The sequence below is a fragment of the Bradyrhizobium sp. LB8.2 genome, from assembly GCF_040548035.1.
In the GTDB taxonomy this organism is placed as follows: Bacteria; Pseudomonadota; Alphaproteobacteria; order Rhizobiales; family Xanthobacteraceae; genus Bradyrhizobium.
Window position 1 is genome coordinate 149,443 of sequence record NZ_JBEPQV010000010.1, and the last position, 20,554, is coordinate 169,996.

The window sequence follows — 20,554 nt, forward strand, 5'->3', positions numbered from 1 at the left end:
TTTTACCTCGTGGCTTTGGAGCCAATCGGTGCGCGCACCGGCGACAGCAACGATTCTCGCCGCATCGCTCCTGCTCGCCGCAACGGCGTACGCGCAGGCCCCGCAATCCTTCCGCGTGATCTCGCCAATCTTCGGCCAGCTGGTCAGCTTCGCGATGCCGTCGAATTTTTCCGCGGTGTTCGAGAACACCGCGGGCGGCCACTACATCCGCGAGGCGGTGCTGAAGGGCGAGACGCCGGAACGCTGGACCGAGATGATCACCGTGACAGGCGAGAAGGGCATGACGCTCACTCCAGGTTCATCGCCGGAGAAATTCGCGGGCTCGATCGCGAGCGGTTTCAAATCCGCCTGCCCCGACAGCTTTGCGGCAAGACCGCTCGGCACCACCACGTTCGGCCGCTTCGAAGGTTTCGTCGCAGTGATCGGCTGCGGCCGCGTCGACAGCGGCCCGACCCGGCACAGCGAGACCGCACTCCTGGTCACGCTCAAGGGCACGACCGACTATTACACGATCCAGTGGGCCGAGCGCGGCCCCGAAAGCGACGAGCCACCCGTGAACGACGACCGCTGGCATGCGCGCACTCAGCCCGATCGAGCTCTGCCCGATCGTAGCAGGCGAAGCCGCGCCCTATCCGAGCTGCGTGAACAAGAGCTGAGCTCTCACGCGTCCTTGTACGCGCGGGGATGGATCAGGACATCGCGCGCGGCGGCGAGGTCGATGAAGGCTTCGGCGCTGCCGCCCTGGTCGGGGTGCATGCCCTTGGCCGCGCGGCGATAGGCCTGGCTGATATCCTCGCAGGTGAGCTGCACGGCGAGCGGCAGGCCGAGCACCTTGCGGGCGCGATCCTCGCTGGACAGTTTTTTCGGCATGGCGTTGCGGCGGCCGAAGCGCGGCGCGGTGAGATCATGAACGACCTCGAGGACCACGCCGATGCGCCGCTGGGCCGCCAGCGTGACGCTGTGATCGTCATTGTCCACGGCCTGGCGCAGCACCGGCAGCGCCTGCTCGGCCGCCAGGCGCAGCATGGTATCGGTGCTCATCCGCACGATCTCGGCGACGAGCCGGCCCGCCTCGGCCCAATCGGCGCCTTGCGACGACCGCAGGCGTTCGAGTGCCAGTTTCCAGGATTCAAGCCGTTCCATCATGCGCGCAACGTTTAGCAACGAAGATCAGTATGCCAAGGCCGCCGTTTCCGACCCCTTAATTTCGGGTTAGCCTTTCATGAAACTTAGAAGCGAAATCGGGAGGAAATTGTCATGGCATTGCTCGCTAACCATATCGCCGTCGTCACGGGCGCCGGTTCCGGCATTGGCCGGGCAATCGCGGAAGGCTACGCACGCGAAGGCGCGCGGATCGTGCTGCTCGACGTCAACGCCGACACGGTCGCGGCAGCCGCCGAGGGGATCCGCAAGGCCGGCGGCAAGGCCGAGAGCTTTGCGCTCGACGTGACCAAACGCGACGACTGTTTTGCGCTCGCCAAGCAGGTCGCCGACAAGGTCGGGCAGGTCTCGATCCTCGTCAACAATGCCGGCATCACCCGCCGCAACGCCTTCACCGCGGAGCCGGAGACAGTGGCGAAGGACTGGAACGACATCATCTCGCTCAACCTCAACGGCGTCTTCAACATGACGCAGGCGTTCCTCAGCCCGTTGCGCGCAGCTAAGGGTCGCATCGTCAATATCGGCTCGATCCAGTCCTTCGTGCATCTGCGCACGCCGAGTTCGGCGGCCTACACCACCTCGAAGCACGGCGTGCTCGGCTTCACCAAGGCGCTCGCGGTCGAGCTCGGCAAGGAGGGCGTGCGCGTCAATGCGATCGGGCCGGGCTTCATCGAGACCAACATCAACGCCAATGTGCGCGCGACGAATCCGGCGCTGGTGCAGGCCTTCGTCGATCACACCCCGCTGGCGCGCACCGGCAAGCCCGAGGACATCGTGGGCCCCGCGATCTTCCTCGCGTCGGATATGTCGGCCTACGTGACAGGAACGATCGTGATGGTGGACGGCGGATACCGGACGGTGTGAGCGGGGCGAGATATGCCCGCATCACGATGCATCTCGCGCCAATCGCGGCGCCTTCGCGGCAATCCTGAGGTCAATTGGTGCGATCGCCCGCGGTTAACCTTTCATTAACCAAACCCGCCCACCGTAGATCTACGGCTTGGGGGTCGTTGGTTCTCGATCCGCTTCCAAAGATGGAAGCGGGCGTCGATCGGGAGGTGTTTTGATGACCACTGTTCATGTCGCTACGTCCGAACCGGGCGCGCAATTCCTTGCCCCGAACCAGATCGTTCCGCTGCTGATCGGCGCGACCGTCGACGAGGTCGAGCGTGAGCTCGTGCTCCAGACACTCGCGCGCTGCGACGGCAACCGGACGCGCGCGTCGCGCGTGCTCGGCCTGTCGGTGCGCACGTTGCGCAACAAGATCAGGATCTATGCCGCCTCCGGCATCGAGGTCCCTGCCTATCACGACTAGCGCGTGACGTGCAGCCGATTGATGTTGATCAAACCCTGCGCAATGCCGGGCGGAATTGCCGCTGCCGTCAAAGGCCGCTAAGTAGCTGGCTTCCGCAGAGGGAGCAGTGGCGTGGCAGACGAACAAAAACGGCAGGGACCGCGCGGACGTCAGGGCGAACCGGGACGGCCGGGACCACAGGGTCATCCAGGCAAGCGGGGACCGGACGGCGCGCGCGGCAAGCCCGGGCCAGAGGGCAAGCCGGGCCCGATCGGAAAGGCCGGACCGCTGGCCAAGCCCGGCCCGCAAGGCAAGCAGGGCGAAGCCGGCCCGCGCGGGGTAGCCGGAGCGCAGGGATCAGCCGGCCCACAAGGCCCCGCCGGCCCGCAGGGCGCGCGTGGTGAAGCCGGGCCTCCGGGCCAATTGCCGTCGATCGAACAAGTGTTACCGTGGCTCGATCAGCTTTTCGACGCCTGGGACGAACGCCGCCGCCAGCGCGAGCATGAAGCTGCCGAGCGCGAGGCGCTGGAGGCCGCCGTGCAGGAGGTCGACGACGTGCCCCTCGATGACGGGGACGACGGCAGCGAAGGCGATGATCACAGGAAGAAGAAGAAAAAGAAGAAGCACGGCCACAAGGACTGACAGACGAATCTATTTCGTCCCGTTCTCGCGTCGCGGCAGCATGCCCATGCGCTCGAACTGCCAGCGCATGGCGCGGTACCAGAGATAGCCGACTGCTGCGCCGCAGAAGGCGAGGACTACGATGCTCGCGCTCGAGGACGAGCCGCTCCACCACGTCATCCACGCGGTCCACAGCAGCGTGAAAACGATGGCACCTGCTTTCAGCGGAAGAAGGGGGCGGCTCATGGTCGTGCTCCGGGGTGTCAAAAGCCCGGCGAACATCATCGCGCGTTGAAACCGCTTTCACCGTGAGGCAGATCACGGAACGACGTTCGAGGCCGCCTAACCGAAACGCAGCCGCGAGCGTTCCTTCGCCTTTTCCGCCTCGACTTCCCGATCGCGCGCCGGCGCATGAGTGTGCAGCGACGTCAGGAGTTTTCGCGCGACCTCCGAGACCTCCGCCACGGCGCGATCGAAGGCCGCCTCATTGGCCTGCGACGGCTTGTTGAAGCCGGACAGTTTTCGCACGAACTGGATCGCACTGGCGTGGATCTCATCCTCCGTCGCCGGCGGCTCGAAATTGAACAGCGTCTTGATGTTGCGGCACATGCAGTCTCTCCTGATGCTTCCCTTGAAGACGATCGACGACAGCGAAATCCTACATCCTTCCGGACAGTTCTGCTAAGTTCCGCCGCAACGCGGCCGCCGACCATGAGCCGCATGGGGAAATCGACATGAAAGCTTCTTGCGCGGCGCTGTCAGCCATCCTGTTGTCCGTCTCGTTGTCGGCCATCTCGACATCCGCATTGGCGGCCGATTATCCGGCGCCGAAGCAGGGCGACTGGATCGCCAGGGATTTCAAGTTCCACACCGGCGAGACCATGCCGGAGCTGAAGCTGCACTACACCACCGTCGGCGAGCCCTCGGGCCAGCCGGTGCTGGTGCTGCACGGCACCGGCGGCTCGGGCGCGAGCATGCTGTCGCCCGCCTTTGCCGGCGAGCTGTTCGGCGCGGGGCAGCCACTCGACGCCTCCAAATATTACATCATCATCCCCGACAATATCGGCCATGGCAAATCGTCAAAACCGTCCGACGGGATGAAGACGAGCTTTCCGAAATACGATTACGACGACATGGTCGAGGCGCAGTATCGCCTGGTGACGGAAGGGCTCGGGGTCAAGCACCTGCGGCTCGTCATCGGTAATTCGATGGGCGGCATGCAGACCTGGATGTGGGGCGAGAAATATCCGAAGGCGATGGACGCGCTGGTGCCGATGGCCTCGCAGCCGACCGAGATGGCGTCGCGCAACTGGATGCTGCGGCGGATCATGCTCGACACCATCCGCAGCGATCCCGACTACAATGGCGGCAGCTATACCGGCCAGCCGCGCATGATGAAATACGCGATCGCCGCCTACGGCATCGCGAGCATTGGCGGCACGCTGGCCTATCAATCGCAAGCGCCGACGGCAGCCAAGGCCGACAAGATCGTCGACGATCGGCTGGCCATGCCGATCACGGCAGATGCCAACGACTTCCTCTACCAGTGGGAGTCCTCGCATGATTACAATGCCGGCGAGAAGCTGGAGCAGATCGAGGCCTCGCTGCTGCTGATCAATTCTGCCGACGACGAGCGCAACCCGCCCGAGACCGGTATCACGGACGCTGCGATGAAGCGGGTCAAGAATGGGCGTCTCTACCTGATTCCAGGGAGCACCGAGACGCGCGGCCACGGCACCACGGGCAACGCAAAATTCTACAGCGAGCAGGTCCGGCAATTGCTGCAAGCTGTGCCGCAGCAAACGACTGAATCGGTGCGCCGCTGATTTTGCATCGCATCAACAGCCATAGACGCCGCATATTATTTGAGCATGCAATGTGCTGACAGCTCGGGCTTAATCGGGTCAACGATACGAATCGGCGCGCGGGACAATTGCACGTCCCGCCCGACATCCGCGCCTGGTTCAAGAGCGTGATTGCACCGAACGGCGTGCCCTGCTGCGACATCTTCGACGGCCATCGTACCGACTACGACGTGCGCAGCGGCGCCTATTGGTTGCCGATCAAGGGACAATGGATGCAGGTGCCCGAGCGCGCCATCATCCACGACCGCGGCAATCCGGTCGGCCAGGCCGTGGTGTGGTACGTCCACCACCGCGGCGCCATCATCATCAGCTGCTTCGTGCCGGCAGATGCGGTGTAGCAGACGGCAGACCCGAATTTCATTGCCTGGAAATGGTCCAATCCGATAGTTTGACGCGAAGCTGAAGCGGAGGCACGCCGTTGACTGATCTTTGCGCCGAAGACCTCGCCACCATCTATGCCCAGCCGAGCCCGCGCGTGATCGCGAAAGCGCGCCCCGCGATCGATACGCACGCGAAGAAATTCATCGAGATGTCGCCGTTCTGCGTGCTCGCGACATCGGGCGTGGACGGCAGCGTCGATGCCTCACCACGCGGCGGCGGCGTTGGCTTCGTCCACGTCGCCGGCCCCAACCAGCTGCTGATGCCTGATCGCTCCGGCAACAACCGCATCGACAGTTTTCGGAACGTCGTCGAGGGGTCGGGCTTCGTGCATCTGTTGTTCTTCGTCCCCGGCATCGACGAGACGCTGCGCGTCGGCGGCCGCGGCACACTGTCCGCCGATCCGGACCTGCTCGCCTCGATGGTGGAATTCGGCAAGCCGCCGCGCGCGGTGCTGAACGTCGCCGTCAGCGAAGTCTATTTCCACTGCGGCAAGGCACTGATGCGCTCGAAGCTGTGGTCGTCCGAGAAGGTGCCGCGCTCGGTGATGCCGAGCATCGTCGAGGTGGTCCATGAGCAGACCGGCCTTGGTGAGCCGCAGAGTCAGGAGATCGTGGAAGAGCTCTACAAGACGCAGTTGTAGTTGGCGTCCTAAACTGTCGCCCCGGCCTGGCGCGCAATTGCGAACCAGGCCGACACGAAGTTTTGTGGCAGCGCTAACGCGCTGACTAATGCCCCTCGCCCTCGAGCCCGCCGACGTGCTTCTGGGTGTAGAGTTCGAGGCCGATGCGGCCGATCAAATCCAGCTGGGTCTCGAGGAAGTCGATGTGGTGCTCCTCGTCGCTCATCAGCTTCTCGAACAGGTCACGCGTGACGTAGTCCTTGACGCTGTGGCAATAGGTTGCCGCTTCCTGATAGAGCGCGCGCGCGCTCATCTCGGCGGCGAGATCGCAATCGATGATCTCCTTGACGTTCTGGCCGATGCGCAAGGGATCGAGCACCTGCATGTTCGGAAAGCCGTCGAAGAACAGGATGCGCTCGGTGAGCTTGTCGGCGTGCTCCATCTCCTCGATGGACTCCTTGCGCCAGACCTTGGCCATGTCCCGCAGCCCCCAATTGTCGAGGAAGCGATAGTGGAGCCAGTACTGGTTGATAGCAGTCAGCTCGTGACGCAGTGCCTTGTTGAGATAGTCGATAACTTTTGCGTCGCCCTGCATGATGCACTCCAGATCTTGCGTCCAAATCGGCTCTGCACCGAATTTAGAATGCTTCTAAATGAGTTTAAGGACGGGGGCAACCGGCTACGGGGACGCAGCCGGGATAAAGCTCAGCCGAGGTTGCGGAAGTTTTCAGCAGGCCGCGAGGGCAAACTGGGCGGGCCCGGCCGTCTCGTCGTTGGCGGCCACGGTGTGGTTGTGGGGGCAGCCGGAGCAGCAGGACTTGGCACACGGGCCGAGCGCTTCGTCGATGATGGTCTTGATCGTCCGCGCGCAGCGGCCGCATTCGGCGCTACAGCCGAGACACCCATAAACCTGCTTGGCATGGCGCACGGCGTCGTCGGACTCGGCGACGGCGGCGCGGATGTCGTCATCGCTTAGCACGTTACAGGAACAAACGATCATGGAAGCAGCAGGCCCTTCGGTGATGCGCCATCATCGATATTTAAGAGGCCGTTCGGATGCAAAAGGAAAAAGCGGTATTTGAAGCTATTCCAAACTGGCGCGGAAACAGCCTAGAACGGCTCTAAAATAGGGTGTTGCGCTGGATCAATTTCGCGGCGGATCTAGTCGCCCCGCCCCCTCCACCACCATCGCCTCCGCCTCCGCCTCCGCAATCCGTCGCCCCCGGCGAGGTGCCGTTCATTGATCATTCAACCGAAGTATGGAACCTTGCCCCAAAGAGTTCCGCGTGTTTGTTCGAAAGGCCCAAGCCAATGAAGAAGTCGTTCCTTGCAGTTGCTGCCGTCGCCACCCTGGCCCTGACGGCCGGTACACCCGCCCATGCGCAGCGCGGCGTTGCTGCGGGCGTGGCAGCCGGAATCATCGGCGGTGCCATTGTTGGCGGCGCATTGGCCTCCCCGTATAATTACGGACCTGGCCCGGGTTACGGATATGGTCCGGGCTACGGCCCCGGTTACTACCCGCCCCGCTATTACGCGCCGGGTCCTGGCTATGTCGCCGACGACTATTACGGCAACGGCTGCGTCTGGCAGAAGCAGCGCTTCTGGGACGGTTATGCGTGGCGCGCCCGCCGCGTCAGAGTCTGTGGCTGAGTCGCGCCAAGCCGTTTCATTCCGGATGCGCCGTTCATCTCGGGGCCTGAAAAAGACCGCTTTTTCTCGTCACAGCTCCGTGTGCGTTTACCGCGGATTGACCATTTGCGCGCTTCCTAGCTGCAAGGCCAATTCCATCAGAGTCTGCGTGAACCTTTGAACCCCGGACGCTCCTAACAAGGTGCGTCCATCTCTCAGGAGAGCCAAGAGCATGAAGAAGACTTTAGTTGCCGCCCTCGCGGTTGCGACGATCGCCGGTTCGCTGGTGACTGCCACTCCGTCGGCTCAGGCCCGTGACGGCGTCGGCGTCGGCATCGCAGCCGGCCTGATCGGCGGCGCCATCGTCGGCGGTGCCATCGCGTCGAGCCGTCCGGCCTATGGCGGTCCGGTATACGTGGCCGAGCCCGGCCCGCCGCCCCCGCCCTGCTACTGGCAGCGTCAGCGTTATTGGGACGGCTACGGCTGGGCCGTCCGCCCGGTTCGCGTTTGCTACTGATCTGATCGCATGGCGCTCATAAGCGCCGCGATCAAAGCCCGGCCGAGCATCTCGGCCGGGCTTTTTCTTTGGGCCAGAGGACCGAGACCCGCTATCGCGCCGCCTGAATCGAGCGCAGCACCTCTTCGCTCGGCCAGCAATCGACCTTGAGGCCTGCGGACTTTTGGTAAGCACCGAGCGCGGCGCGCGTCTGCATGCCGGCCTTGCCGTCGATCTTGTCCTTGTAGAGCCCGACGCGCGTCAGCCCGCGCTGCATCGTCTCGACGTCCTTGGTACGCAATTGCTTCGAGGCCGACCACGGCGTCGCGAACGGTTGCGGGCTCGTCATGCGGTCGCTGAGATGGCCGACGAACAGCACGTAGAGATCGGAGAAATTGTATTCCTTGATGACGAAGTAGTTCTTCGTGGTCAGGAAGGACGGGCCGTAGATGCCTTCCGGTTGCAGCAGCGAGGCCGGCTGTGTCTGCTCGGCGGCACTGAGCTTTTGTCCCCGCACCGGCACAAAGCCTTCGCGCAGCCACTGGCCGATCGGCTTCGTCACCTCGGGCACACCGCTGGTGCAATCGACCTTGGCAGGCGCCTGCACTTCGTAAGCCCAGCGCACGCCGCTCTGCCAACCCTTGTTGACAAGCTGCTGCGCGGCGGATGCGAGCGCATCCAACACCGAGTGCCAGATGTCGATGCGGCCGTCACGGTCGAAATCGACGCCGTGCTTGTAATATTCGGACGGCAGGAATTGCGTGAGGCCCGTGGCGCCGGCCCAGGACGAGCGCATGTCCTTGCGTGTCACAACGCCGTCGCCGAGGATTTTCAGCGAGAGGATGAACTCGTTGCGATAGGTGTCCTTGCGGCGGCCGACATAGGCCTGCGTCGCCAGCACGCGCACGAGATCGTAAGGCAGCGTGTAGCGGCCATAGTCGGTCTCGCGGCCCCAGATTGCCAGCATAACGGTGGCGGGCACGCCGGAGTTTTTCTCGATCTCGGTCAGCGCCGGCCGATATTTTTGCAGCAGAAGCTGCCCCTCGCCCGCGAGCCGCGCGATCGAGGCTTCCCTGACGTAGTCGGCCGGCACCTGCACGAACTCGGCCTGCGACGGCGCCCCCGTTGCGGGCCGTCCCGGCAGGATCAGATCGGGCAGCTTGTAGTCAGGTTCGAGCCCGCGCGTCTCTCGCTCGAACGTCGCGCGCGACACGCCGGCGGCCTGCGCTTCCGGCCAGAGCGAGGCGATGAACTGCGTGAAGGCGGCGTCGGCGGCGCGGGCGGGCGGCAGGCTACAGGTGATGGTGATCACCGCAGCTATGAGCGCCCGCCGCATCATACCGAAATCACCGCGTCAGCTTCTTGTACTTCACGCGATGCGGGATGATGCTGTCCTGGCCGAGCCGGCGCATCTTGTCCTTTTCGTAATCCTGGAAGTTGCCCTCGAACCATTCGACGTGACTGTCGCCTTCGAAGGCCAGGATGTGGGTCGCGATGCGGTCGAGGAACCAGCGATCATGGCTGATGATGACGGCGCAGCCGGCGAAATCCTCCAGGGCTTCTTCGAGCGCGCGCAGCGTGTCGACGTCGAGATCATTGGTCGGTTCGTCGAGCAGCAGCACGTTCGAGCCGGATTTCAGCATTTTCGCAAGATGCACGCGGTTGCGTTCACCGCCTGAGAGCGCGCCGACCTTCTTCTGCTGATCGGCGCCCTTGAAGTTAAACGAAGAGCAATAGCCGCGTGAATTGACTTCCCTCTTGCCGAGCAGGATCAGTTCATTGCCGCCGGAGATCTCCTCCCACACGTTCTTGCTGCCATCGAGCGCGTCGCGGGACTGGTCGACGTAACCGAGATGAACGCTCTCGCCGACCGTGATGGTGCCCTTGTCCGGCTCTTCCTGCTTGGTGATCATCCTGAACAGCGTAGTCTTGCCGGCGCCGTTGGCGCCGATCACGCCGACGATACCGCCGGGCGGCAGCTTGAAAGTGAGATCGTCGATCAGCATGCGATCGCCGAAACCTTTGCTGAGCCCTTCGAAGTCGACCACGTTCTGACCGAGTCGCTCGGCCACAGGAATCGTGATCTGCGCGGTCTGGATCTGCTTTTCGCTCGCCTGTTTCAGCAGTTCGTCATAGCGCTGGTAGCGCGCCTTGGATTTGGCCTGGCGGGCTTTCGGCGAGGACGCGATCCATTCCTGCTCGCGGGCCAGCGTCTTCTGATGAGCAGCGTCCTCGCGGCCCTCCTGCTCGAGCCGCTTCTGCTTCTGCTGCAGCCAGGACGAATAATTGCCCTCGTAGGGGATGCCCTTGCCGCGATCGAGCTCGAGGATCCAACTCGTGACGTTGTCGAGGAAGTAGCGATCATGGGTGACGATCAGGATCGCGCCGGGATAGTTGCGCAAATGCCCTTCCAGCCACGACACGGATTCTGCGTCGAGATGGTTGGTCGGTTCGTCGAGCAGCAGGAGCTCGGGCTGGTCGAGCAGCAGCTTGCACAGCGCGACGCGGCGGCGCTCGCCGCCGGAGAGTTTCGAGACGTCGGCATCGTCGGGCGGGCAGCGCAGCGCGTCCATGGCCTGGTCGACCTTGCTGTCGAGATCCCAGAGGCCCTGGGCCTCGATCTCGTCCTGCAGCTTGGTCATCTCGTCCGCGGTCTCCTCGGAATAATTCATCGCCAGCTCATTGTAGCGATCGAGGATGGCCTTCTGCTTGGCGACGCCCAGCATGACGTTCTCGCGCACGCTGAGTGTCGGATCGAGATGCGGCTCCTGTTCGAGATAGCCGACGCGGGCGCCCTGGGCGACCCAGGCCTCGCCGTTGTACTCCTTGTCGAGGCCGGCCATGATCTTGAGCAGCGTCGACTTGCCCGAGCCGTTGACACCGAGGACGCCGATTTTGGCGTCCGGGTAGAACGACAAATGGATGTTATCGAGCACCTTGCGGGTCGGGTAGCTCTTGGTCAGGCCCTGCATAAAGTAGATGAACTGGCGCGCCATCGGTCCCGAAAACCTTCGATTTGAGGAAATTTGCTTGCCGCCGATGTAGCGATCCCGCCCTCAAAGGGCAATGTTTTCCCTCCGTTCACCACGGATCAATACGGGTCGGACACCATCCGGACCTGGATCCGGACAATTGAAACTATCTTTTAATAAATCAGGCCAAAGCTCGGTTTCGCGCGGAAACAGCGCCACCCGCTCAGAAATGAACGGGAGCACAGCGAGACAGCGTCATGGCCGTGATCGAGACCAATTCTCTTCCCGTTCCGGTAGACTCCGGGAATGCGTCCGTGTTCGTCTCGGAGATCAAGGGCTTCTGGAAACGTTTCTTCGCCACCGCTTTCAACCCCTACAGGCCCGAACTGCATTACATGCGCGGCCCCGGCCCCGCCTGGCGGGCCAAACATGGCATGAATGCGCCGTTCCGGCTCAAGCCTCCGCGAGCTCTGAGCCTTAATCACCTATCAGATTTTTGAAGACGCGAACGGCTTGCGCACGGTCGTGATTGCGCGCAACCATGGCCCGGTTCCACCTCACCCATGGATGAACGCTGATGACGCGGTTGCGCTGTGCAATTCTCGACGACTATTTCAACCTCTCCCTCGATGTCGCCGACTGGCAAAGGCTGTCCGACCGCGTCGACGTCACCGTCTTCAGCCATCCCTTCGCTTCCGAACAGGCTGCGGCCAGCGCGCTCGCCGATTTCGAGATCGTCTGCGCCATGCGCGAGCGCACGGCGTTTCCGAAGAGCTTGTTCGAGAGCTTGCCGAAGCTGAAGCTGCTGCTGACATCAGGCATGCGCAACGCCTCGATCGACATGGAGGCCGCGAAGGCGGGTGGCGTTACGATCGGCGGCACGCAATATTCGCGCGATCCGACCGCGCCCTTGACCATGGGCCTGATCCTGGAACTGACCCGCGGCATCGGCCGCGAGAACGCGCGCATGCATGCGGGCGAGCCCTGGCAGACCTTTGCCGGCGTCGAGATCGAGGGGCTGACGCTCGGCGTCATCGGGCTCGGCAAGCTCGGCAGCAAGATGGCGGGTATCGCGAAAGCGTTCGGCATGAACGTGATCGCCTGGAGCCCGAACCTGACGCCGGAGAAGTGCAAGGACGCCGGCGTCGGCTATGCCACCAAGGAAGAGCTGTTCGCCAAGGCCGATATCATCACCATCCATGTGGTGCTGAGCGAGCGTTCGCGCGGGCTGGTCGGAGCTGCCGATCTTGCGCGAATGAAGCCGACAGCCTTCCTCGTCAACACCGCGCGCGGGCCGATCGTGGACGAGCAGGCGCTGCTCGAGGCGTTGCAGCAGAAGCGGATTGCAGGCGCCGGCATCGACGTGTTTTCGGTCGAGCCGCTGCCGACGGACCATCCGTTCCGCAAGCTCGACAATCTCGTGCTGACGCCGCATCTCGGCTACGCCACAGAGGACGGCTTGCGCATCCATTACGGCCAGATGGTCGACGCGATTGACGCCTTCACCAAGGGCGGTGAGCTGCCGCGGAAGCTGGCCTGAAGCCTCAGGCTGCCGCGCGGTGGCTGGTGGGCTGCCTTGCCGCATCGGCAAAGCCGTCGCGCCAGGAGGCATGCGCCGGCAGCCAGCCGAGCTCGCGCTTTGCCTTGTCGTTGGATGCTCCGCGCACCTCTGTCATCATCGCAACCATATGCTGGCCCGCAAGCAGGCGCCCGAGCCAGGCGGGAATGTGACGCGGCGGCTTGGCACCAAGCAGCTCGGCCAGCGCGGGCAACCAATCCCTCACCTGCGCCGGATGATCGTCGACGATGTTGTAGATGCCGCCAACGCGTCCGCCTTCAATCGCGGCAAGCGTGGCAGAGGCGGCATCTTCGGTGTGAATGAACGACCACGTGCCGCCGCCATCGCCGATCACCGGCACACGCCGGTGGCGCAGCTGGTCGATCATCGCTGGCGAGAGCGTGCCGGTGCCAGGTCCATAGAAGAATCCATAGCGCAGCACGATGCCCCCCGGCTTCGTTGAAGCGGTGACGCTTCGCTCCAGATACCGGATTGCCTCAAGGGTGCGTCGCAGCTCTTGCGGGGGATGCGGGTCGAGTTCATCGATCTCGGTCTTCACCGTTCCCCCGGCGCGACTGAAGGTCCAGCCGCAGAAGCTTTGCGCGATGAAGCGCTTGGCGCCGGCCTCGCGTGCGGCGTTGAGAAGAATGTCGGTTCCGCGGGTGCGGAGCTCGTTGGTTCGCGCGAAAGCCCGATCGAAGTGCCGGAGGTCCGTGGCGGCCGCGAGATCTGTCATCTGGTGGATGACGGCGTCGGGCTTCGCCGCGATCACCGCGGCGCGCATGCTGTCGGCATCGAGGCCGTCGGCGACGACCGGCTCCGTACCCAATCGACGCACAAAATCTGCTTTTGCCGCATTCCGTGTCGTGCCAATCACGGAATGACCTGCTGCGACCAGCAATGGAACAAGATACCGACCGACCGCGCCGGTCGCCCCCGCAACAAAGATGCGCATCCTGTGCTCCTCAATTCGTTGCAATCCTCCCGGACGTAATCGAGGTGCTGAGCCGTTCAAGCAAGGCATGCGCAAGCAAGGCATGCGTAAGTAAGGCATGCGCAAGCGAGAGATGCGCGCATGCGTCAAATGATTACGGCGCGTGGCCGAAATTCACGCGCCGTAATCAGATCAATTCTTGCGAGGCCGGTTCAGCGCACGGTGACTGGTGCGGGTAGCGGCGGCACCACCGTCGGCTGGGTGCCCGGGACCGGACCGGCCTGCGCGGCCATCGGCGCGGGCCCGGCAGCACCAGGCACGGGCGCGGCGGATGCGGTCGCAGTTCCCGGCGGCGGACCACCCGGCATCACGACCACACGGGTGCCGACCTTGACGCGATCGAACAGGTCGGAGACGTCCTCGTTCAGCATGCCGATGCAGCCGGAGGACACGAACTTGCCGATCGTCGAGGGCTGGTTGGTGCCGTGGATGCGGTAGACGGTCGAACCGAGATACATCGCGCGGGCACCGAGCGGATTGCCGGGGCCGCCGGCCATGAAGCGCGGCAGGTAGGGCTGGCGCTCGATCATCTCCGTCGGCGGATGCCAATCCGGCCACTCCGCCTTGCGGGTGATCTTCTGCACGCCGGTCCATGTGAACCCGTCGCGGCCGACGCGGACGCCGTAACGGACCGCACGGCCGTTGCCGAGCACATAGTAGAGGTAGGTATTCGGGGTATCGACGATGAGCGTTCCGGCCGGCTCCTTGGTCGCCAGCGAAACCTCCTGGCGACGCAGGTTCTGCGGCAACTGCGCCGGAGCGGCGTCGGGCTGCTCCTCGGGCGGCAGCGAGGCGATCGCCATCGGCCGGCCATCGGCGCCAACAGGCGGCTGCCCGGCCTGGACCGTTCCGGTCGCGGCGGGACCACCGACCGCCTCGGGCGGACGCCAGCCGTCACTGCCGGGCGCCTGAGCAGGACGATCCGCATAGATCACCGCGGGCGGCCCGGCGGGGCGGCCGTAGCGCGGGTCGTCGGGCGACGTCACGGGACCCTGCGGCGGCGCGGCCGAGTAGACGGGCGCGCCCGCGGGACGACCATAACGGGGATCATCCGGCGACATCACCGGACCCTGCGGCGGGGCCGCCGAATAAACCGGGGGAGCGCCGGCCGGACTGCCGTAGCGCGGATCCGGGCCAGGCGGCGGCAGCGCCGCCTGCGGCATCGCGTCGTCTTCATCGTCCAGCGCGTCGAAATTCGGTGCGCGGTCGCCGGGCCGATATTCGGCCGGCGCGCCATAGCTCGGCGCCTGCTGGACCGGATAGCTCTGAGCCTGTGCGAGCGAGGTTCCCGCCGCAGCGACTGTCGCGGCAGCGCATATCGTCAGAATATGTTTGATCATCATCGCTCTTGTATAGTCCCCGGGCCCCGTCCGGACCGTTAACGGCCAGATGACGGAAGATAGCGGCACATTCAAGACATTACAGGTTGATTTGTGCTTGATTTGCCGATTTGTGATCCGCAAGACTACCGTTGCCCCGTTGCATCATGGGACGAAAATCAACTCACGCTTGAGATCACCGGAGTCGCCGGCTCCGTTTTTTACGGAACGACCCGGAATCGTTGCGGTATGTTCGAATCAGCCTGATTCGCCTCCGCTTTGAGCTTCGATCCCCGCGTGGCGAACGCGGCAAGCAGTACCGTCACCGCGTTCAGATGGCTCATGGGCCCTGGCCAATTCGCCGCCGGGGCGGAAATTCGCAATCCCTCGATGCTTCCCGGCTTTCGCTTCCTGTTTGCCGCGATCCTGCTGTCAGCCTCCATCCTGGTGTTCGGCCTAGGCGCCGCCGCGCTGCTGCGGGCGACCCACGAGCAGTATGTCAGCAACCCCTCCTGGCGGAACGGCCCGCAGGAGAAGGTGTTTGCGCAAGCTCCCGAGCCGGCCCAGCCGGTGCTCGCGGTACTGCGCGCCGAGCCGGAGGCGGTCGAGCCCACGCCGTCGCTGCGCGACCGGGTGCCGACGATCGGATTGCCGGCGAGCGAGCCCGAGCAGATCGCGCTGACGACCGAGACCGAATTTCAGCCGCAGATCGTTGCACCTCCCGCTGACGTCCCCGCCGAACCGGCCAATGCCGAGACCATGGCCGAGACCAAGGCCGAGACGACGGCGGACGCCGCGGCGCCGGCCTCGAGCAACACGCTTACTCCGGCCGACGCCACCACATCCATCGCCGCGGCCAAGCCCGTTCCGATTGCTCTCGCGAGCAAGCCAACACCTGCCGCCGCCAGCGGAGCCTCGGCTTCGTCCACGTTCGACATGGCGAGCGCGAAGTTCGCCGCGTTGAACGACCCGGCGACCACGGCCTGGAAGGATCCGCCGGCGAAAGCCAAGGGCGACGCTAAGGCCGACAGCAGCTCGCCGGAGAGCAAGGCGACCAAGCCGCGGGCGCATCGGGTGAAGAAGCGCCGCCGCATTGTCCGGCGTCCGCCGCCGCCGGTTCAGCAACTCGATCCGTTCGGGCAGCCGCAACCGGCCTTCGCCGCGACGACCGCGCGCGCGCGTCAGTAAGGTTACGCCGGCCCGGTCGCGATCGGCGGGCCTTTTTCCTGGCCCCATTCCGACCATGAGCCGTCGTAGAGTGCGGTGTCGGTGATGCCGAGGCGATAGAGCGCGAGCGTCAGCACGCCGGCAGAGACGCCGGAGCCGCAGCTCGTCACGATCGGCGCATCGAGCTTGACGCCGGCGTTCGCGAAGGCGGCGCGGAGATCGTCGAGCGGCTTCATCGTGCCGGTCGCGGCGTCGAACAGCTGATTGTAAGGCACGTTGCGTGCGCCGGGGATGTGACCGGAGCGGATGCCCGCGCGCGGCTCGGGCGCCCGGCCCTCGAAACGGTCGGCGGCGCGCGCGTCGATCACCTGCTCGGCACGGCTTTCGACGTTGGCGACCAGTTGCTGCATGCTGCGCACGCGTTTTGAATCATAGCTCGCCTTGAACGTCGCAGGCTTCGGCTTCACTTCGCCGGTCTCGGTCGCACGTCCCTCGGCGCGCCATTTCTTCAGGCCGCCATTGAGGATACGCACATCGTTGTGGCCGAAAGCCAGGAACATCCACCACGCGCGCGGCGCGGCGACCCAGCCGCCGGCATCGTAGATCACGATGGTGTCGGCATTGGAGATGCCGAGATTGCCGACGTCGCGGCCGAACTGCTCGGCGCTCGGATACATGTGCGGCAGCGGGTTGGAATGGTCCGATACCGCATCGACGTCGAAGAACACCGCGCCCGGCAGATGGGCTGCGAGATAATCGTCCTTCGGCAATGGCAGCACGCCCGGCAGCTTGAAGCTGGCGTCGATCACCTTGACGCCGGCGTCGTTGATGTGGGTGGCGAGCCATTCGGTGGAGACGAGAGGATCGGTGGGGGTCATTCGCTACTTCCTTTGTCATTCCGAGCCGCGAGCGAGGTTGAAGCAGTACGCGTCAAATTCTGCTGTCATCGTCCGGCTTGGCCGGACGATCCAGTATTCCAGAGGCGATTGTGATTGAACGAAGAGGCCGCGGCGTACTGGATTCCCCGCTGTCGCGGGGAATGACGCCGGAGATTGGAGCGACAGCGAAGCACTCCTCACCCCTTCTTCTTCGGCTCCCACTGCTCCACCGGCCCGCCGGCATCCCGCCAGGCGGCGTAGCCGCCGGCGATGTGGGCGACGGGCTTCAGGCCCATGTCCTTCGCGGTCTTCGCCGCGAGAGCGGAGCGCAGGCCGCCGGCGCAGTGGAACACGAACTTCTTGTCCTCCTGGAACACCGGCTTGGCGTACGGGCTCTGCGGATCGATCCAGAATTCGAGCATGCCGCGGGTGCAGGCGAACGCGCCGGGGATGCGGCCGTCACGCTCGATCTCGCGGGGATCGCGGATGTCGACGATGACGACGTCGCCGTTTTTGGAGATCTCGATGGCATCCTTGGCGTTGAGCGTCTCGATCTCCGCATTGGCCTCGTCGATCAGCGCCTTGATGCCGCGGGTGATGGTCTGGGGCATGTGGTTCTCCCTCTTGTTGTCCTTCCGTGGAGCGCGAGCTAATGCGTCAATTCCTTCATCGCACCCTCGAGCCCCTCGATCGTGATCGGGTACATGCGATTGGCGAAGATGCGTTTGATGATGGTGGTGGATTCCGAATAGTCCCAATGCTTCTGCTGCACAGGATTCAGCCACACCGAATGCGGATAGGTGTGGATGATGCGGTCGAGCCAGACCGAGCCGGGCTCCTCGTTGACATGCTCGACCGAGCCCCCGGGCACCATGATCTCGTAAGGCGACATCGAGGCGTCGCCGACGAACACGATCTTGTAGTCGTGCGGATATTTGTGCAGCACGTCCCAGGTCGGCGTGCGGTCGGTGAAGCGGCGCTTGTTCTGCTTCCACACGCCTTCATAGAGGCAGTTGTGGAAGTAGAAATACTCCATGTGCTTGAACTCGCTCTTCGCCGCCGAGAACAGCTCCTCGACCTGCTCGATATGCGCGTCCATCGAGCCGCCGATGTCGAAGAACACCAGCAGCTTCACCGCGTTGCGCCGCTCGGGCCGCATGTGGACGTCGAGATAGCCGTGATTGGCGGTCTCGCGGATGGTGGTGTCGAGATCGAGTTCGTCGGGCGCGCCAGTGCGCGCGAACTTGCGCAGACGGCGCAGCGCCACCTTGATGTTGCGAATGCCGAGCTCGACGTTGCCATCGAGATCCCTGAACTCGCGTTTGTCCCACACCTTCACGGCGCGGTTGTTGCGGTTCTTTTCCTGGCCGATGCGAACGCCTTCGGGATTGTAACCATGGGCGCCGAACGGCGAGGTGCCGGCGGTGCCGATCCACTTCGAGCCGCCCTGATGACGGCCCTTCTGCTCCTCGAGGCGCTTCTTCAGGGTCTCCATGAGCTTGTCCCAGCCCATGGCCTCGATCTGCTTCTTCTCTTCGTCCGTCAGGTATTTCTCGGCGAGCTTCTTCAGCCACTCCTCGGGGATCTCGGCGCCTTCCATGGCATCGAGCAGGCTTTCCAGCCCCTTGAACACCGTGCCGAAGACGCGGTCGAACTTGTCGAGATTGCGCTCGTCCTTCACCAGCGAGGTGCGCGACAGATAGTAGAAATTCTCAACCGAGTAATCCGCGAGGTCAGCGTCGAGCGCCTCCACCAGCGTGAGGTATTCGCGCAGCGTTACGGGGACCTGCGCATCGCGCAGAGAAGTGAAGAATTGCAGGAACATGGGTGACAGATTGCCCGTCGGGGGGCGAACGTCAAGGGGCGGAGGCCACTGCGCTGCGCTGGACCAGGAGGCTTTTTGCTCTAGAATTGGCGGTCTCACGGGGTTGTCTTGGGGACGTTTGCAATGGGAATTCTCGCAGCGCTCATCATTGGCGCGATCGCCGGCTGGCTTGCCGGCAAGATTGTCCATGGGGCGGGATTTGGGCTGATCGGCAACATCGTCGTCGGCATCATCGGCGCGCTCGTGGCCAGCTGGATTCTACCTCAGCTGCACATCCAGCTCGCAACGGGCACGGTCGGCGCCATCGTCGATGCCACGATCGGCGCGGTGATTGTGCTCGTCATCCTTTCGCTGATAAAACGGGTCTGAAAGCCTGACCGAACCAGGAACGGCCGCCACGCGCGGCCGTTCCCATGTCGCGACCAGGGCAACGCCTGGGACGACGACCAACAAGGACGCGCGATGAAATTTACCGGCACCAAGGACTATGTTGCGACCGACGATCTCAAGGTCGCGGTCAATGCCTCGATCGTGCTGGAGCGCCCGCTGCTCATCAAGGGCGAGCCCGGCACCGGGAAAACCGTTTTGGCCGAGGAAGTGGCGAAGGCGCTGAACGCCCCGCTTCTGACCTGGCACATCAAGTCCACCACCAAGGCGCAGCAGGGCCTCTACGAGTACGACGCGGTGTCGCGCCTGCGCGACAGCCAGCTCGGTGATAGCAAGGTGTCCGACATCAAGAACTACATTAAGCGTGGCAAGCTGTGGGACGCCTTCACCGCCGAGCAGCGCCCCGTGCTCCTGATCGACGAGATCGACAAGGCCGACATCGAATTCCCGAACGACCTCCTGCTCGAGCTCGACCGCATGGAATTCCATGTCTACGAGACCGGCGAGACGATCAAGGCCAAGCAGCGCCCGATCATGATGATCACCTCCAACAACGAGAAGGAGCTGCCGGACGCCTTCCTGCGCCGCTGCTTCTTCCACTACATCAAGTTCCCCGACGCCGACACCATGACCCGGATCGTCGACGTCCACTTCCCCGGCATCAAGAAGCGCCTGGTCGAGGAAGCCCTGCGCATCTTCTTCGAGGTCCGCGAAGTGCCCGGCCTGAAGAAGAAGCCGTCGACCTCGGAGCTGCTCGACTGGCTCAAGCTGCTGCTGAACGAAGACATGAGCGTCGAGCAGTTACGCGAGCGCGACCCGCGCAAGCTGATCCCACCGCTGCACGGCGCGCTGCTCAAGAACGAGCAGGACGTGCATCTGTTCGAGCGGCTGGCGTTCCTGAGCCGACGGGAAGTGTAGGCTTCTCGTGTCCCGGACGCGCTGCAGCGTGCAACGCTGCTGCGCAGAGCCGGGACCCAGAATGCGACACGGCACAATGCGGCGACATGGGCCCCGGCTCTGCAGCGCACCGCTGAAGAAGCGCTGCGCTGCGTCCGGGGCGCGAGAGTAAATTGTGGCGCACGCTCTCTCCATATCGTCATTGCGAGCGGAGCGAAGCAATCCAGAATCCCCCCGCGGTAAGACTCTGGATTGCTTCGCTCCGCTCGCAATGACGGAATAGGAGGCGGCAGCGCCGCTCTTCCAGCTTGCATTTTGATCGCAGACACACGCCCGCATCCTCGCGGCGCATTTCGCCCGAGCTATGCTCTCTCCATCGCCCTCATCAAAAAGGGCGCAGGGAAGACCGGGTGCCGGCTGGCACCCACGGTCCGCTGTGCGCGGGTAGCGCAAAAGGAATTGCACAGCGGCATACAGGTGAAGCCCAACAC

The 20,554-nt window shown here is 64.0% G+C and carries 25 protein-coding genes and 1 pseudogene; 14 read left to right on the forward strand and 12 right to left on the reverse strand.

Features of this window, described 5'->3' with window-relative positions:
* Window positions 1-28: 28 nt before the first annotated feature.
* Window positions 29-778, forward strand: a complete 750-nt coding sequence (locus ABIB06_RS15235; protein ID WP_354049167.1) for a hypothetical protein — start codon at window positions 29-31, stop codon at window positions 776-778.
* Here the strand turns inward: ABIB06_RS15235 and ABIB06_RS15240 are convergent.
* On the reverse strand, window positions 661-1,146 hold the full coding sequence (locus ABIB06_RS15240; protein WP_354068911.1) for a J domain-containing protein: 486 nt from the start codon (window positions 1,144-1,146) through the stop codon (window positions 661-663). The two genes, ABIB06_RS15235 and ABIB06_RS15240, sit on opposite strands and share 118 nt — an antisense overlap.
* Before the next feature lie 111 nt (window positions 1,147-1,257).
* On the opposite strand from ABIB06_RS15240, the gene ABIB06_RS15245 reads away from it, so the two are divergent.
* The 3 genes from ABIB06_RS15245 (at window position 1,258) to ABIB06_RS15255 (ending at window position 3,097) form a co-directional block, all read left to right on the forward strand.
* Window positions 1,258-2,025: an SDR family NAD(P)-dependent oxidoreductase gene (locus tag ABIB06_RS15245; RefSeq protein WP_354049165.1), complete on the forward strand. Its 768-nt coding sequence runs from the start codon at window positions 1,258-1,260 to the stop codon at window positions 2,023-2,025.
* Window positions 2,026-2,227: 202 nt separating this feature from the next.
* Window positions 2,228-2,476: a helix-turn-helix domain-containing protein gene (locus tag ABIB06_RS15250; protein WP_354049163.1), complete on the forward strand. Its 249-nt coding sequence runs from the start codon at window positions 2,228-2,230 to the stop codon at window positions 2,474-2,476.
* A 111-nt stretch (window positions 2,477-2,587) separates the two neighbouring features.
* Complete coding sequence (locus ABIB06_RS15255) at window positions 2,588-3,097, forward strand: collagen-like domain-containing protein (RefSeq protein ID WP_354049162.1); 510 nt, start codon at window positions 2,588-2,590, stop codon at window positions 3,095-3,097.
* Between the two features lie 9 nt (window positions 3,098-3,106).
* On the opposite strand, the gene ABIB06_RS15260 is transcribed toward ABIB06_RS15255, so the two are convergent.
* Together ABIB06_RS15260 and ABIB06_RS15265 are read right to left on the reverse strand one after the other, a co-directional pair.
* The gene (locus ABIB06_RS15260; protein ID WP_247347816.1) at window positions 3,107-3,322 is read right to left on the reverse strand and encodes a hypothetical protein; all 216 of its coding nucleotides are present in this window, start codon (window positions 3,320-3,322) and stop codon (window positions 3,107-3,109) included.
* Between the two features lie 96 nt (window positions 3,323-3,418).
* Window positions 3,419-3,685: a DUF2277 domain-containing protein gene (locus ABIB06_RS15265; protein WP_092021683.1), complete on the reverse strand. Its 267-nt coding sequence runs from the start codon at window positions 3,683-3,685 to the stop codon at window positions 3,419-3,421.
* A 125-nt stretch (window positions 3,686-3,810) separates the two neighbouring features.
* Between ABIB06_RS15265 and ABIB06_RS15270 the strand changes: the two genes are divergently transcribed.
* The 3 genes and pseudogenes from ABIB06_RS15270 to ABIB06_RS15280 all read left to right on the forward strand — a co-directional run bounded on the left by ABIB06_RS15270 (window position 3,811) and on the right by ABIB06_RS15280 (window position 5,962).
* A complete protein-coding gene (locus tag ABIB06_RS15270; protein WP_354049159.1) occupies window positions 3,811-4,902 on the forward strand; it encodes an alpha/beta fold hydrolase in 1,092 nt (363 codons plus the stop codon).
* A 110-nt stretch (window positions 4,903-5,012) separates the two neighbouring features.
* Window positions 5,013-5,279: pseudogene (locus ABIB06_RS15275) on the forward strand (hypothetical protein); the annotation flags it as partial.
* A gap of 80 nt (window positions 5,280-5,359) precedes the next feature.
* Complete coding sequence (locus ABIB06_RS15280; RefSeq protein ID WP_247347819.1) at window positions 5,360-5,962, forward strand: MSMEG_1061 family FMN-dependent PPOX-type flavoprotein; 603 nt, start codon at window positions 5,360-5,362, stop codon at window positions 5,960-5,962.
* Window positions 5,963-6,047: 85 nt separating this feature from the next.
* On the opposite strand, the gene bfr is transcribed toward ABIB06_RS15280, so the two are convergent.
* Entirely contained in the window at window positions 6,048-6,536 is a 489-nt protein-coding gene (bfr, locus tag ABIB06_RS15285; protein WP_247347820.1) for a bacterioferritin, read from the reverse strand.
* A gap of 132 nt (window positions 6,537-6,668) precedes the next feature.
* Window positions 6,669-6,941 carry a (2Fe-2S)-binding protein gene (locus ABIB06_RS15290; RefSeq protein WP_354049156.1) on the reverse strand — a complete coding sequence of 91 codons (273 nt, stop codon included), beginning with the start codon at window positions 6,939-6,941 and terminating at the stop codon, window positions 6,669-6,671.
* 311 nt (window positions 6,942-7,252) lie between these two features.
* Between ABIB06_RS15290 and ABIB06_RS15295 the strand changes: the two genes are divergently transcribed.
* Together ABIB06_RS15295 and ABIB06_RS15300 are read left to right on the forward strand one after the other, a co-directional pair.
* Entirely contained in the window at window positions 7,253-7,591 is a 339-nt protein-coding gene (locus tag ABIB06_RS15295; protein WP_354049385.1) for a hypothetical protein, read from the forward strand.
* A gap of 211 nt (window positions 7,592-7,802) precedes the next feature.
* The gene (locus ABIB06_RS15300) at window positions 7,803-8,087 is read left to right on the forward strand and encodes a hypothetical protein (protein WP_247442699.1); all 285 of its coding nucleotides are present in this window, start codon (window positions 7,803-7,805) and stop codon (window positions 8,085-8,087) included.
* Between the two features lie 91 nt (window positions 8,088-8,178).
* Here ABIB06_RS15300 and ABIB06_RS15305 read toward each other — a convergent pair whose 3' ends face one another.
* Both ABIB06_RS15305 and ettA read right to left on the reverse strand, forming a co-directional pair.
* Window positions 8,179-9,405, reverse strand: a complete 1,227-nt coding sequence (locus tag ABIB06_RS15305) for a lytic murein transglycosylase (RefSeq protein ID WP_354068913.1) — start codon at window positions 9,403-9,405, stop codon at window positions 8,179-8,181.
* Window positions 9,406-9,412: 7 nt separating this feature from the next.
* The gene (gene ettA, locus ABIB06_RS15310) at window positions 9,413-11,062 is read right to left on the reverse strand and encodes an energy-dependent translational throttle protein EttA (RefSeq protein ID WP_354049152.1); all 1,650 of its coding nucleotides are present in this window, start codon (window positions 11,060-11,062) and stop codon (window positions 9,413-9,415) included.
* Window positions 11,063-11,295: 233 nt separating this feature from the next.
* Here ettA and ABIB06_RS15315 point away from each other — a divergent pair, with 233 nt between their 5' ends.
* The gene (locus ABIB06_RS15315) at window positions 11,296-11,538 is read left to right on the forward strand and encodes a hypothetical protein (RefSeq protein WP_354049150.1); all 243 of its coding nucleotides are present in this window, start codon (window positions 11,296-11,298) and stop codon (window positions 11,536-11,538) included.
* Window positions 11,539-11,615: 77 nt separating this feature from the next.
* Window positions 11,616-12,578: a D-2-hydroxyacid dehydrogenase family protein gene (locus ABIB06_RS15320; RefSeq protein ID WP_247347828.1), complete on the forward strand. Its 963-nt coding sequence runs from the start codon at window positions 11,616-11,618 to the stop codon at window positions 12,576-12,578.
* Window positions 12,579-12,582: 4 nt separating this feature from the next.
* Here ABIB06_RS15320 and ABIB06_RS15325 read toward each other — a convergent pair whose 3' ends face one another.
* On the reverse strand, window positions 12,583-13,551 hold the full coding sequence (locus ABIB06_RS15325) for an NAD-dependent epimerase/dehydratase family protein (protein WP_354049148.1): 969 nt from the start codon (window positions 13,549-13,551) through the stop codon (window positions 12,583-12,585).
* Window positions 13,552-13,742: 191 nt separating this feature from the next.
* Window positions 13,743-14,930: a L,D-transpeptidase family protein gene (locus tag ABIB06_RS15330; protein WP_354049147.1), complete on the reverse strand. Its 1,188-nt coding sequence runs from the start codon at window positions 14,928-14,930 to the stop codon at window positions 13,743-13,745.
* Between the two features lie 321 nt (window positions 14,931-15,251).
* Between ABIB06_RS15330 and ABIB06_RS15335 the strand changes: the two genes are divergently transcribed.
* A complete protein-coding gene (locus ABIB06_RS15335; RefSeq protein WP_354049145.1) occupies window positions 15,252-16,097 on the forward strand; it encodes a prolipoprotein diacylglyceryl transferase in 846 nt (281 codons plus the stop codon).
* A 2-nt stretch (window positions 16,098-16,099) separates the two neighbouring features.
* Here ABIB06_RS15335 and sseA read toward each other — a convergent pair whose 3' ends face one another.
* From sseA to ABIB06_RS15350, 3 genes are all read right to left on the reverse strand, one after another.
* Window positions 16,100-16,954, reverse strand: coding sequence for a 3-mercaptopyruvate sulfurtransferase (gene sseA / locus ABIB06_RS15340; protein ID WP_354049143.1), 855 nt, complete (start codon window positions 16,952-16,954; stop codon window positions 16,100-16,102).
* A gap of 197 nt (window positions 16,955-17,151) precedes the next feature.
* Complete coding sequence (locus ABIB06_RS15345) at window positions 17,152-17,565, reverse strand: rhodanese-like domain-containing protein (RefSeq protein ID WP_354049142.1); 414 nt, start codon at window positions 17,563-17,565, stop codon at window positions 17,152-17,154.
* Between the two features lie 38 nt (window positions 17,566-17,603).
* Complete coding sequence (locus tag ABIB06_RS15350) at window positions 17,604-18,779, reverse strand: vWA domain-containing protein (RefSeq protein WP_247347834.1); 1,176 nt, start codon at window positions 18,777-18,779, stop codon at window positions 17,604-17,606.
* A 123-nt stretch (window positions 18,780-18,902) separates the two neighbouring features.
* Between ABIB06_RS15350 and ABIB06_RS15355 the strand changes: the two genes are divergently transcribed.
* Complete coding sequence (locus tag ABIB06_RS15355) at window positions 18,903-19,148, forward strand: GlsB/YeaQ/YmgE family stress response membrane protein (RefSeq protein WP_007613712.1); 246 nt, start codon at window positions 18,903-18,905, stop codon at window positions 19,146-19,148.
* A gap of 93 nt (window positions 19,149-19,241) precedes the next feature.
* Window positions 19,242-20,084 carry an AAA family ATPase gene (locus ABIB06_RS15360; RefSeq protein ID WP_247442707.1) on the forward strand — a complete coding sequence of 281 codons (843 nt, stop codon included), beginning with the start codon at window positions 19,242-19,244 and terminating at the stop codon, window positions 20,082-20,084.
* Window positions 20,085-20,554 lie beyond the last annotated feature (470 nt).